General features: G+C 56.9%; 5 protein-coding genes. 4 read left to right on the plus strand and 1 reads right to left on the minus strand.

Going from position 1 to position 14,243, the window contains the following annotated elements; all coding sequences use genetic code 11:
• Nucleotides 1-90 precede the first annotated feature (90 nt).
• From GXP52_00920 to cls, 4 genes are all read left to right on the plus strand, one after another.
• Nucleotides 91-9,294 carry a glycosyl transferase gene (locus GXP52_00920; GenBank protein ID NOY85846.1) on the plus strand — a complete coding sequence of 3,068 codons (9,204 nt, stop codon included), beginning with the start codon at nt 91-93 and terminating at the stop codon, nt 9,292-9,294.
• A gap of 36 nt (nt 9,295-9,330) precedes the next feature.
• Nucleotides 9,331-10,227, plus strand: a complete 897-nt coding sequence (locus tag GXP52_00925; protein NOY85847.1) for a DMT family transporter — start codon at nt 9,331-9,333, stop codon at nt 10,225-10,227.
• Nucleotides 10,228-10,533: 306 nt separating this feature from the next.
• Nucleotides 10,534-11,535, plus strand: coding sequence for a YhdH/YhfP family quinone oxidoreductase (locus GXP52_00930; GenBank protein NOY85848.1), 1,002 nt, complete (start codon nt 10,534-10,536; stop codon nt 11,533-11,535).
• Nucleotides 11,535-12,980 (plus strand): cardiolipin synthase, encoded by a 1,446-nt coding sequence (gene cls / locus GXP52_00935; GenBank protein ID NOY85849.1) that lies wholly within the window; start codon nt 11,535-11,537, stop codon nt 12,978-12,980. Before GXP52_00930 ends, cls begins: the two co-directional genes overlap by 1 nt.
• 230 nt (nt 12,981-13,210) lie before the next feature.
• Here the strand turns inward: cls and GXP52_00940 are convergent, their stop codons facing one another.
• Nucleotides 13,211-14,227, minus strand: coding sequence for a (Fe-S)-binding protein (locus GXP52_00940; GenBank protein ID NOY85850.1), 1,017 nt, complete (start codon nt 14,225-14,227; stop codon nt 13,211-13,213).
• Between the last annotated feature and the right edge of the window lie 16 nt (nt 14,228-14,243).

Here is a 14,243-nt window from a genome sequence, read left to right on the forward strand (position 1 = left end):
GCTCCTCGCAATGACAGCAAAATAATAATATAAGGTACGCATTAACCGGATGAACCAAAATGTAAAGATCCGCAGAAAAAAGGTGGCATCATGAGAGATTCAGGGTCCCTTCTGGGCTTCTACCCCTCGGAAGAGGGTGCCAGGGAAGCCTTGAAACAACTGAGGAAACATCACTTCCGGCGTTCCGCGCTCATTCGGAGATCGTCCGCGGGTGATATCTCCTTTGAGGACGTTTCCCCTTTTCATGCGCTGTCCGCGGGTATGTTTATCGGTATCGCGATTCCCGCTCTGGCCTATGTTTTTTCGGTTGTTTTGGGTTTTTCTCTTACGCAGGTCCTGTTCTTCATATCCCTTGCCCTGGTCTTTTCCGGGATACTGGGGGTTTTTCTCTGCCGTACCGTTGTCCGTTTTCTCGGGATAACAGTGGATCGGGAGCTCCTCTGGCGATATTCACGCCGGCTCGTCGCCGAAGAAACGGTGATCATTGTCCAGGCCTCCCCCAGATCCATGGGACGGGCCATTGCGTTGCTCCGGCGGCTCAGCAGAGACCAACCCACCATATTTGCCTTTCATCCCAAGCGGAAACTTTATCTGCCGATCGGCGAGAGAGACAGGGGCGAGTTTCTGTCCACCGCAAGGATCGAGGAGCATGCAAGGGATCTTGCCAAAAACCATTTGACCGAGCCCGCTTCAGGAAGGGGGGAGCCGCTTCTCGATCACCTCAACATCTGCGAGAGGATAATCCGGGAAATCCGCCAGGCTCTCGCCGAAGCCTCCCGGCTGGAACAGAACATCTCAACGGCGGCGGAGTGGATCCTGGACAATTTTTTTATTGTTCAGGGGCATATCACGGATGTGCGGGAGAACCTGTCAAAAAGTTTTTATCATGAGCTTCCTGTCCTGACCGAGGGTTCCCACAGAGGGAATCCTCGGGTTTACGGTATTGCCGCTGAGCTTGTTCTTCACACCGACGGCCAACTGGACCCCCACAATATTCGCGATTTCCTGGATGCCTACCAATCCGTCGTCCCCCTCTCAACCGGCGAGCTGTGGGCCCTCCCAATCATGCTCCGGATCGCCATCGTGGACAGCCTTTGCCGACTGTTCGAGAGGGTGGATGTCTGGCTGATGGAGAGCGAGAGCGCGGATTTCTGGGCCAACAGGCTTGCCGTGGCTGTCCGCAATGATCCAGATCAACTATTCAATATCCTGTCCAAACTGACCTGGGAGTTTCCCGAGCCCAGCGTAAATTTTGCCCTCCAGATCATAGATCACATTTACGACGAGGAATCCATCCTTAACCCGGTGAGAAGCTGGCTGGAGAGGAAAGTGGGATCACCACTGGAGAGTATTACCAGTGAGGAGAGGGCCCTCCAGACCTCGGATGAGATCTCCATCGCCAATGGGATGACGAGCCTTCGTTGGCTCAAACAATTCGACTGGCGGGAGATTTTCGAGGAACTGAGTCCCGTGGAGGCGATCCTTCGTGACGATCCCATGGGGATATATTCTTCCATGGATTTTTACACCAGGGACAGCTACCGGAAAGCTGTGGAGGAGATTTCGAGGTGCGGAGAGCACGATGAAAAAGAGGTTGCACAGCAGGCCATAGAAATGGCCCTTGAAGGTTCTCGGGGGCCATCCGACGCATCGGCGTCGCACGTGGGTCGATACCTGGTCGGAGACGGAAGAGGCGAGTTCCTCAAGAGACTGGAATGCAGGGATAACCGGCGAAACAGGATTCTCCAGTGGGTCTACAGACACCACACTCCTCTTTACCTCACTACCGTCGGGGCCGCCACCCTGGCGATCGCGGGAACGATTCTGGGGTTGGGATTATCCGCCGGCTCAAAACCCCTTATTCTCGCAATCCTTGTTCTCCTTTCCCTCATTCCCGCCAGCCAGCTGGGTGTTCAGGTGGTTAACTACCTGGCTACACGCTTTCTGCCGCCGAGGAAACTGCCGAAAATGTTTTTTCAAAAACGGGGGATCCCCGACGAGTTTCGGACCCTTATTGTCGTTCCTGTTATACTCGCCGACCGGGACAGCGCCAAGTCGGATCTGGAGAGCCTCGAGATTCGTTACAAAGCCAACCCCGATCCCAATCTGGTTTTCGGGTTGTTTACCGATTATGTGGATCACCTGGAGCCGCACCGTGAGGATGATGAGGAGCTTTTCCGGTTTGCCAGGGAGGGGATTGAAAGACTGAATACCAAGTACGGTCCTAACAGGTTCTACCTTTTTCATCGGGAAAGAGAGTGGGCCGAATCGGAGGGCCGTTATATGGGATGGGAGAGAAAGAGGGGCAAGCTCGAGGACCTGAACCGTCTTCTTTGCGGCGAACCCTCACGAAACGGGCAACAGATTGTTAGCGTGGGGGATGCGGAACGCCTCGCCGATGTCCGTTATGTCATAACTTTGGACAGCGATACACAGCTGCCCCAGGGAAGCGCTGCCCGGCTCATCGCGACAATGGCCCATCCACTGAACAGACCCGCCATCGATCCGATAAGGAGGGTCGTACGGTCCGGGTATGCCGTAATCCAGCCGCGGGTAAGTACCTCCCTGCCCAGCGCGACGGCCACCTTGTTCAGCAGGCTGTTCAATAACCCGGTAGGCACGGATCCCTACACCACGGCCGTTTCCGATGTCTACCAGGATCTGACCGGGGAGGGGTCATACCTGGGGAAGGGGATATACGATCCCAAGGTCTTCCAACATGTCCTTGGGGGCAGGTTCCCGGATGGACGCCTCCTCAGCCATGACCTGGTGGAAGGGGCCTACGCCCGGGTGGGGCTGGCCACCGATATCGAGCTGTTCGACGAGTTCCCGGCCGACTATCATTCCTACTGCATCAGGACACACCGATGGATACGGGGTGACTGGCAGATTGCGGAATGGTGTCTTTCAAAAGTTCCGGGCAGGGACGGTACGCGGGAAAAGAATCCGCTGTCGGTTCTGGCGAGGTGGAAGATCTTCGACAATCTTCGCCGAAGCCTTTTGCCCGTTGCTACCGTGCCGTTCCTGCTGGTCGCCTGGCTTATTTCTCCGGCTATCGGGTTTTTCTGCAGTGGTTTTACCGGCTTGCTGTACATGTCCGCTCTCATGGCAAATCTGTCGACATGGTTTACCTCCGGCCGCGAGGTCAGGAAAAATGTTCTTCAATCCTTTCGGCACGACCTGAACCGCTCCCTGGCCGAGATCGCCATCATGATCCATCAGGCCGGTCTTGCGGCGGACGCGATCATAAGGGTCCTCTACCGCCGGTTTGTCAGCCACAAAGGTCTCCTCCGTTGGACCCCCGCCCAGATGGCCAAGGCAAAAGCAAAAAAGCATATGCACGAATTCTTTTTCCAGCTGTTGTGGAATATCTTCCTTGCCCTTCTGACGGTAGCGGCAGTCTGGGCGAAGGAACCTTTAAGTCTCTTTCCAGCCTCCCCCTTCCTGGTGCTGTGGCTGGTGAGCCCGATTGTCATATGGCGAATGGACATAGCGGATTCAAGGAAGCAAAGGGACTTTTCCCGCCGGGAGACCATGGTTCTCAGGAAAATCGCCAGAAAGACCTGGAGGATGTTCGATGACTTTGTAGGAACCGGGACCCACTGGCTTCCCCCGGACAACTATCAGATATCACACGTGGACGAGATCGCTCCGAGGACCAGCCCAACGAATATCGGGCTTTATCTGCTCACGGTGCTCGGTGCCGGCGATTTCGGTTTTATAACCCCTGATGACGTTTTACGACGCCTGCGTAATACCCATTCCACCTTAAAACAGCTGAAGCGGTACGAGGGGCATCTTTTGAACTGGTATGACGTGGCTACCCTCAAGCCGCTGAAGCCCGGTTACGTTTCCACCGTGGATAGCGGAAATTTCATAGGCAGTCTCTGGACGCTTGAGTTCGGTCTCAATGATTTGATGGATGAGCCGATTATCGGGCCCAGAGTATTCCAGGGCATTTACGATACCGTGCTGATTCTCAACGATGCTCTGGGAGATGCGGGCCTCACGGCGAAGTTCAGGAAGACCATTGCTGAGCTTATGGATCTTTCGGGGGAGGCGCCTGAAAAACTGGAGGGGATGATCAGGAGGATCAGGGAGATCGCCGGCCCCGCCGGGAAGATGGTTCTCGGTCTTAGAGCTGAGGTTGACCAGTATCCGGTAATGGCGCCGCGCATGATAGATGATGAGGATTGGAATCCGGTTGAGGAGGCTGCTTACTGGGCTGCACGGGTGGAGAGCCAGATAGCGGAATGGAATCAGATAATCGACAGGTACCTCAAATGGGCCGAGGCGCTTTTCGAAAAGTCTCCAGAGGAGATCGACGCCCTTATCGGCGGGGAGCGTAAGGATTGGAAACTATTGCAGCTGGCGCCCTCACTTCGTCAGCTCGCGGCGGAAAATGACAGATCCACCCCCCGTAATCCGGCATGGTTTGCCGAATTGATGGCCCCTGCTGTCTGGGCCGCTTGGGAAACCATGGAAGGTGTCGAAGACCTTATTGGGACGGATCATGAGCTTGCCGACGGAATAAACCTGAAATTCCTCTACCATGAAAAACGAAGGATCTTCCACGTTGGTTTCAATATCAACGACCAGCGTCTGGACAACTCCTTCTATGATCTCCTCGCCAGCGAGGCGCGATTGACCAGCTTTATCGCAGTAGCCAGAGGTGACGTGCCCATTGAACACTGGATGGCGCTGTCACGGCCCTTCGGCGCAGTGGGCCGGCAACGGGTCCTGCTCAGCTGGAGCGGGACAATGTTCGAGTACCTCATGCCCCTTCTGTTTCAAAAAAATTACGAGAACTCCCTGCTTGATATGGCATGCCGGGAAGCAGTGGAGGTTCAGATAGCCTACGGCAGACAACGTGGTGTGCCGTGGGGGGTTTCTGAAGCCGCATATGCCGACCTGGATGCCTCCAGGATCTATCAGTACCGGGCCTTCGGGGTCCCCGGGCTTGGTCTCAAACGTGGTCTGGATGAGGATCTGGTTGTCGCCCCCTACGCGACCATGTTGGCCCTATCCCTTAAACCTGCTGAATCCCTGGGGAATCTGAACCGGCTGGACGGGATGGGACTTTACGGAAGATTCGGTTTTTTCGAGTCCATCGATTTTTCCCGCCGGAAAAAACGGCAGGGCGACAAAGGGGTGGTCGTGAGAACATACATGGCCCACCATCAGGCCATGGGATTTCTGGCTATCGACAATGCCCTCAACGATCAGGTCATGCAGAGGCGTTTCCATTCGGATGTGCGTGTGAAGGCTTTGGAACCCCTGCTCTATGAGAGGATTCCCCCGAAGCCTTCTCTCTTCCATGTCCGGACCCGGGAGCAGGCTTCCTCTAGCGTCATGCCCGCGGAGGTCGTCCCCGCCGAGAGCAAGTTTGGGACCCCGCATACGGCATTACCCAAGACCCAGATAATATCCAACGGTAACTATTCACTGATGGTCACCAACGCCGGCGGCGGGTACAGCCGCTGGCGTGGACTTGATATCACCCGTTGGCGTGCCGACACGACACGTGACTCATGGGGTACCTTCTGCTACATCCGTGACCTGGAGACAGACAGGGTCTGGAGTAACGGCTATCAGCCCGTTGGCGGCAAAATGGACAACTACGTCGTCGGGTTTACCCTTGATCATGCGGAGATAAGACGCTCCGACGGAGGGATAGAAACCGAGAGCCACATCATCGTCTCCCCGGAGGACGATGTAGAGATCCGGCATGTGACCCTCGTCAATCGATCCGGCCGCCCGAGGATGCTGGAGATAACGAGCTATGTGGAACTCGCACTGGCGCCCCACCGGTCAGACAGGATTCATCCGGCGTTTCAGAAGATGTTCGTCTTCACGGAGGCGGTGGAAGCATTAAATGCCCTCGTTGCGGGGAGAAGGCGTAGGGATCCCGGGGACGAACCGGTATGGGCGGGGCATATGATCACATTCGATCATTCCTCAACAGAACCATGGCAGATGGAAACCGACCGCCTCCGCTTTATTGGCCGGGGCCGGTCGCCGGCCAACCCGGCGGCTTTACGAAATTCCCTCTCCGGGTCAACGGGAATGGTCCTTGACCCCATTTTCAGCCTGAGACGCCGGGTCAGACTCAGGGCCGGGCAGACAGTCTCTTTCTCCATCATATTGGGCGCCTCCGAGGCCAGGGATTCCCTTCTCGCCATGCTTGAGAAATACAGCGATCCCCAGGTGGTTCACCGTGCCCTTGAACGTACCTGGAGACAGGCCCAACTCGAACTCCGGCACCTTCGTATCCAGCCGGAAGAGGCCCGTCGTTTCCAGCACCTTGCCAGTTATATGCTCTACCCCAGCAGGAAAATGCGGTCTCCCGAAGAACGTCTGAAACAGAATGTCCTCGGACAGTCGGGATTGTGGGCCTACGGCATTTCGGGGGACCTGCCGATTTTGGCCGTCACCCTGGCTGACGCCAGAGACATTAATCTGGTGACCCAGTTACTCCAGGCCCATACCTATTGGCGAAGGCACGGTTTTATGGCCGACCTTTTGATTCTCAATGAGGAGGCTTCCGGATATGACCAGCCGCTGCAAAGCCAGCTGATCCGGCTGATTAACGGACACACGATGTACACTGGAACCGACCAGCCCGGCGGTGTGTTTCTCAGGAACGCCGACCAGATCCCGGAGGAAAGCCTCACCCTCCTGCTTTCCGCGGCCAACGTTGCTCTGGTGGCGGCTCGGGGACCTCTCTCCCAGCAGCTGGGCGCGCCTCCCATGCGTCATCAGCTTCCTGTAAAATACCTTCCGAAAAGACCTCCAAGGGAGGAACCGTCCGCGCCTTTACGGCACATGGATCTGAAACTTTCCAACGGACTGGGTGGGTTCTCCGCCGACGGCAGGGAATACGTTATTAACCTCCAGTCGGGTGAGCAGACCCCGGCGCCTTGGGTCAACATCATCGCAAACCCGTCCTTTGGAACCCTTGTCAGTGAATCCGGGGCCGGTTTTTCGTGGTACGGCAACAGCCAGCGAAATCGGCTGACGGCCTGGTCCAACGATCCCGTTTCGGACCCGCCCTCGGATGCCGTCTACATCCGGGATGAGGATAGCGGTCGCTTCTGGACCCCCACCATGCAGCCCATCCGGGAGGTGGAGGGCTACCGGGTTCGCCACGGTACCGGATATACGGTTTTCGAGCATAACAGCCATGGAATTGAACAGGAACTCACCACCTTCGTGCCTCTGGACGATGGGGGTGGTGATCCCATCCGTATTCAGTGGCTCCGGTTGAAAAACGACACACCGGATACCAGGAACCTGTCGGTAACTTTCTACCTTGAGTGGGTGTTGGGCGAGGACTGCGAGAGCAGCCAGATGCACGTTAACACCAGTTGGGACAATCCGGCGCGGACGATGATGGTTACTAACAGATACAACCCCGATTATGGAAATCGGGTGGCCTTTGCCTCCGTCAGCCCCCATCCCGACAGTTGTACTACCGATCGAACGGAATTTCTGGGCCGTAACGGGAGCCCTTCCAATCCCGATGCAATGAGACGTGTGAGCCTCTCGGGGAAGACCGGGGCGGGACTGGACCCATGTTCCGCCATCCAGACGATGCTGACAATTCCTCCCGGGGATAGGGCGGAGGTCATCTGTCTTCTTGGACAGGCCGCCTCCCGGGATGAAGCAAGACAGCTTGCCCAGAAGTACCGTCACAGCGTGATCGTCCAGGAATCCCTGAAGGCCACCATCCAGTGGTGGGACAGGCTTCTCGGAAGGGTGGAGATCCGAACCCCGGTGGAATCCGTCGACTTGATGATGAACAGGTGGCTGCTTTATCAGTCTTTGAGTTGCAGGATCTGGGCACGGTCGGGTTTCTATCAGTCCGGAGGAGCTTTCGGGTACAGGGATCAGCTTCAGGATGTGTTGGCGTTGCTTTACGCCGACCCCGCCATTGCGCGTTCGCATATCCTCACCTCGGCCGGCCGGCAGTTCTCAGAGGGAGACGTTCAGCACTGGTGGCATCCCCCAACCGGAGCCGGCATCCGGTCCAGGTGTTCGGATGACCTGTTGTGGCTGCCCTACGCGGTCGTCCGGTACGTGCGTCATACCGGGGATACCGGGATATTGGACGAAATGGTCCCGTTCCTATGGGGGGAGCCCCTCGATGAGGACGTGCATGAGGCATTCATGGTCCCGACGGACACCGCAAGCAAGGCGACGCTTTACGATCATTGCATGAAGGCCATTGAGCGGGGCACGACCTCCGGGCCGCATGGCCTGCCCCTGATCGGTTCGGGCGACTGGAACGACGGGATGAACCGGGTTGGAATCGGTGGCAAGGGTGAAAGCGTATGGCTGGCCTGGTTCCTGGTGGATGTTTTGCGGGGGTTTTCGGGGCTTGCACAGGATCGCGGACGGCAGGAAGATGCGGAGACCTTCCGGAAGAGGGCCGGGGATATCGCTGCGGCCGTTGAGGAATCGTCGTGGGACGGTCGATGGTACCGGCGTGCCTATTTTGATGACGGGACCCCTCTTGGATCGGCCCAAAACGACGAGGACCGAATCGACTCGATCCCCCAGTCATGGGCTGTTATCAGCGGTGGCGCCGATCACGAAAGAGCCCGGCAGGCAGTGGAATCGGCCTTTGAGGAGCTGGTTCGCAAGGATGAGGGGCTGGCGCTTCTTTTGACGCCGCCTTTCGACAGATCACGAAAAGATCCCGGGTATATAATGGGGTATCCGCCGGGCGTTCGCGAGAACGGTGGACAGTACTCCCACGGGGCGATGTGGCTGGCCAAAGCCCTCGCCGGATTGGGCGAGGGTGACCGGGCTGTCGATCTCCTTACCATGCTAAATCCCATAGAACACGCCGGTGACCCGGAGAAAACGGAACGCTACAGAACCGAGCCCTATGTAGTCGCGGCCGATATCTACCGTCTTCCCGAACACGTGGGACAGGGGGGTTGGACGTGGTACACAGGGGCAGCCGGCTGGATGTACCGTGTCTGGCTCGAAGATGTTCTCGGGATCAGGATCAGGGGAGGGCTACTGACGGTGGATCCGGTAATACCGGGATCATGGGACACATTTTTGGTGAGGTACCGGCGTGGAAATGCTATTTACGAAATAACCGTCCAGAACCCCGACGGGGTCCAGAAAGGTGTTTCCTGGATCGAGATGGACGGCCGCAGACTGGATGAAAACGCGGTGCCCCTGGTGGAGGAAGGAGAAGGGGTTGTTGAGGCTGCCGTCAAGCACAAGATCCTCGTTCGCATGGGCAAAGAACGGCTTGCTTCGCTTTCCGTGGAGTAAAAAGCCATTCATGGACTTTTTACGACCCTATCAGGGATGGGTGTGAACCTACTGTACTATGCCGGGACCGTTATCATCTGGGGGACAACCTGGCTTGCCATAAAGTTTCAGCTGGGCACGGTGGACCCCTTGGTGTCCATCATTTACAGGTTCACCCTGGCGGCCGCCATGCTTCAGGTCTACTGTCGTGTTGCCCGTCTGAAGATGAGATTCACGGCAGGTGAGCACCTCTTCATGGCGCTTCAGGGGGTATTGCTGTTCGCCCTGAACTACTGGATGTTCTACGTTGCCGAGGTGACTTTGACCAGCGGCATCGTCGCAGTGGTATTTTCCACCATGGTCATCCTGAATATCTTTAACGGGGCCCTCTTGATCGGGTCGCCCGTTCGTCCTCAGGTGCTTGTCGGCGCTCTATTCGGGCTCGCCGGGATTGGATTGGTATTCTGGCCCGAACTTTCGTCCTTCAGCCTTTCGGACAGGGCCGTTTTCGGGCTGGGGTTAAGCATCGCCGCGACCTGCTCGGCATCCTTGGGCAATATCACATCGGCGCGCAACCAGAAAAGCGGCCTGCCGGTGGTACAGACCAACGCGTGGGGGATGTCCTACGGAGCCCTTGCCATGGTCGCTGCCGCCCTTGTTACCGGCAAGTCCTTTGATTTCGAAGTGACCGGCCCGTACGTGGTTTCCCTCCTGTACCTGACCATCTTCGGGTCAATCGTTGCTTTCGGGTTCTACCTGTCTTTGGTTGGAAGGATCGGGGCAGACCGCGCAGCCTATGCCACACTCCTTTTCCCCCTCGTGGCCCTCGGCATGTCCACAGTATTCGAGGGTTACAATTGGACTCCCCAGGCCTTCGCAGGAGTCACTCTGATCCTGATCGGGAATGTCCTGGCTCTGAGCAAGGTCGGCCGTGGGGACGTAAAGCCTGTATAATGACCGACGTTCAATGTTCAACGTTCAATGTTCAACGTTCAATGTTCAACGTTCAACGTTCAACGTCAAACTTCAAATGTTTGCCGCCCGCCGGCGCTTGGGGCATCGCCAGAGGCTATGCCCTCACAAGTCAGCTATGGCGTGGTAAACTGTAGTAGTCCGCAGGACGAAGATTCCCGACCGGTTATTATTGATATTTTAGCATTTTGTTCAACAATCTGGTAACCTGAAACAGCGGTGGCCGTTGGGTTTACCGTAAAAAGGGTAGTATGCTCCATTGAACCTGACACTCAAGGAGGTGAAAGAATGGCGCACAAGACCTATACCTGTATGGTTGTGGAGGAACAGGAAAAGGGCGTCTTTTCCAGGAAAATTACCGCCAGGTCCATTGATGATCTCCCTGAAGGGGACCTCCTCATAAGGGTCCGCTACTCTTCGCTCAACTATAAAGATGCTCTGTCCGCCACTGGAAACCGCGGGGTGACGCGAAAGTTTCCCCATACTCCAGGTATCGACGCGGCAGGAGAGGTCGTGCGGTGCGCCTCCAGCGTGTTTAAAGCGGGTGAAAAGGTGATCGTAACCGGCTACGACCTGGGGATGAACACGGACGGAGGTTTCGGCCAGTACATACGGATTCCCTCCTCCTGGGCTTTGAGCCTTCCGGTCGGACTTTCCCTTAAAGAGAGCATGTCCCTCGGGACAGCCGGTTTTACCGCGGCCCTTTGTGTCCTGAAGCTCGTTAACGGCGGGGTCAAACCCGGGGATGGGGAGGTCCTGGTCACCGGGGCCACAGGCGGGGTGGGAAGTGTAGCCGTGTCTATCCTCAACAGCGCAGGTTACCGGGTGGTAGCCGCAACGGGCAAATCCGCAGAAGCCGAATACCTTAAACTCCTCGGCGCTTCGGAGGTTATTGGAAGGGAGGATGTAACAAGTGATGCGTCCAGACCCATGTTCCGGGAACGATGGGCGGGCGTGGTGGACGTCGTTGGCGGCGAGATGCTCGCCTCTGCCATCAAAGCCGTTCGCTACGGCGGGGTGGCATCGTGCTGCGGCCTCACCGGATCGTCCGACCTGCCAATGAACGTCTTTCCGTTTATCCTGAGGGGAGTCAGCCTCATGGGAGTGGACTCTGTCCAGTGCCCCATGGAACAAAGGGTTCGGGTTTGGGAAAAGCTGGCAGGCCCCTGGAAGCCGGTCGGCCTCGGGGGGATGGTGGACGAATGTGCTCTTGAGGGTCTGGAAGAAAAGATCCGGGACATCTTAGCGGGGCGTTTGAAGGGCCGCACGGTTGTGGTCCTGCCCGACTGATGTCTGTTATTTACGGGCATTTTGTCGTTTTTATCTGGTTTGCCGCCGCAATTCTGCATGGGATCGGGATTATCGCCGCCGGCCATGCGGTCATGAATGTTCGTACTTCCCAGGCGGCTGTCGCCTGGGCCATCGCGCTGGTCACATTTCCTTACATTACCCTCCCTCTTTACGCCGTCCTTGGCCGCGACCGGTTTCAGGGCTACGTGGATGCCCTGCGCGACGAGAATATCCCCATCCGGTGTATTGCCCAGGAAGTGGCGAACGCTCATTCTCCCGAAATCGTTGTCCCCTTTGGGGGGTCCGAGGCCTCCCTTGAGGCCCTTCAGCTTCTGGCGAAGATGCCATTCACACGTCACAATGAGGCCAAGCTTCTCATCAACGGTCGGGCGACCTTCGATGCCATTTTCGACGCCATCGAAAGGGCGAGAGATTATATTCTCTTCCAGTTTTTCATCGTTCACGACGACCGCTTGGGGAGGGAATTGAAGGAACGCCTCATCCAGAAGGCAACTGAGGGCGTCAAGGTCTATTTTCTTTACGACGAAGTCGGGAGCCACTCTCTGCCGTCTTCCTATGTGGATGAGCTGAATGCGGCGGGCGGGTCCATGAAGCCCTTCAGAACGACCAGAGGGCGAGCCAACCGTTTCCAGATAAACTTCCGCAACCATCGGAAGATAGTGGTCGTAGACGGCCTCGAGGCCTACGTGGGTGGGCACAACATTGGGGATGAATACCTGGGCGGCGATCCCAAATTAAGCCCCTGGCGCGATACCCACGTGAAGGTGAGCGGACCTTCGGTCCTGGGAATCCAACTCTCCTTCCTGGAGGACTGGTACTGGGCGTCCCTCGATGTTCCCGAACTGAACTGGGTGCCCGGCATGGTCGGGGAGGGTAAAAAAAGGGTGCTCGTTCTTGGAAGCGGCCCGGCAGACGATATGGAGACCTGCAGCCTTTTCTTCGTCCAGGTCATCAACATGGCCCGGAACCGGATCTGGATCACCAGCCCCTATTTCGTCCCTGATGAGGCCGTCCTCAGCGCACTGCGGCTTGCCGCATTGCGCGGGGTGGACGTCCGTATCATGATTCCTGAGAAAGTCGACCACATAATGGCGTACCTGGCGGCATTTTCCTTTCTGGAGGAGACGGTCTGTGATTGTCTGAAGATTTTCCGGTACCAGGATGGGTTCCTCCACCAGAAGGTCCTGCTTGTGGACGACGAACTGGCGGCCGTCGGGACCGCAAATCTTGACAACCGGTCCCTTCGGCTCAACTTTGAAATCACCTTGGTTTTTGCCGACACCAACTTCGCCTCCGAGGTCGCGGCCATGCTGGAGGAGGATTTCTCCCATTGCCGGAAGGCCGACATCGCCGAGTACGAACAGCGGCCCCTCTGGTTCAGGGTTGCGGTCCGGGTCGCGCGGCTCTTTTCGCCCATCCTTTGAGGATTGAGGTTCATCACAATAATGCGTACCTCATTGTATTAACACTAAATGGACTTGCGAAGAGCGAATCACGGAGTCAACGGAGGAAGGATTCAGTCTTTGGGTTAAGGAACAGCTTGAAGAGACTTTTTACGAGGTTGTCAGTATTGAACGGGTGGGGTTAACCCATTAGACCTTGAACGTTGAACCTTGAACATTGAACCTTGAACGTTGAACCTTGAACGTTGGCATTACCGGCTTAGAGCCAGTTTTAGACGGTTCGCCCATTTTTTTACCGATGAGACTGGTCTGTCCTTCGGTTTCGTCCCTGTGATCAGGTCCAGTATGTGGTACGTCTCTTTCCCTTCCTTCAGGAAGGTGCCTACACATCCCATGCACGATGTGACGATGGCTGCGCCTTGGGCCTCCATGGTCACCCTCTCGGCGAATTTGCCGGCAAGCTCCGGCGACTGCTGACCCAGGTTCCCGCCCAATCCACAGCAGGCTGGAGATCCCTGGACGTCCACCGCCTCGGCCGCATTGCGGAGCATCCCTTCGGTTTTTTCCTTGACGCCCCCCAAGCGATAGAATGGACAGGGGTGGTGGAGGAACACGTCCCCGTGGGGGGTGCTGTCCATGATGTCCTCCGGCAGGACCTCAAGGACGTACCGTATGTCCAATTCCGGCAGGTATTCGCGAAAAACCTTTCTGCAGTTCATGCAACCGACGATCACCCTGTTGATCCCGGCCTTCTGCATCCTTCCCTTTATGCGGTTTGACGCCTCCATCGTGGACCGGGTGTCCCCCATTTGGTAGAGGGGATCGAAACAGCAGTCCAGGGCGAGTCCGACCTTCGTTTCCAGGACCGTCTCCAGCAGTGAGGCGGTGGCCCTGACCGTCTCCGGGCTGGTACCCGCAAGGGAACAGCCGGGCCAGAAGACCGTTCCGGTTTGGGAATAGTGGACGAAGGGAGCCTTGTGTCCCCGCTCAGCGAATGATCGGGCGGATCTCAGGGCAGAGGCGGCCTTCCCGGAAACGGAGCCTTCCGCGATTAACCTTTCCTTCGTTCTGAACAGGGCTTCGGATGGATTAAGGGCCAAAGGACACCGGTTATCGCACCCGGTGCAGTTGGTGCACAGGAACACAAGGTCCGGTTGGTTGGCGATGATCTCGTCAGGAGTCCCGTACCTGTCTAAAAATGGGCAGGCGGATATGCACTGGCCGCAGGAGGAACACTCCTCCAAGAACCCGTCGATCGTGTCGGACATGGGAGTGCCTACCCCC

Source organism: Deltaproteobacteria bacterium, assembly GCA_013151915.1.
In the GTDB taxonomy this organism is placed as follows: domain Bacteria; phylum BMS3Abin14; class BMS3Abin14; order BMS3Abin14; family BMS3Abin14; genus BMS3ABIN14.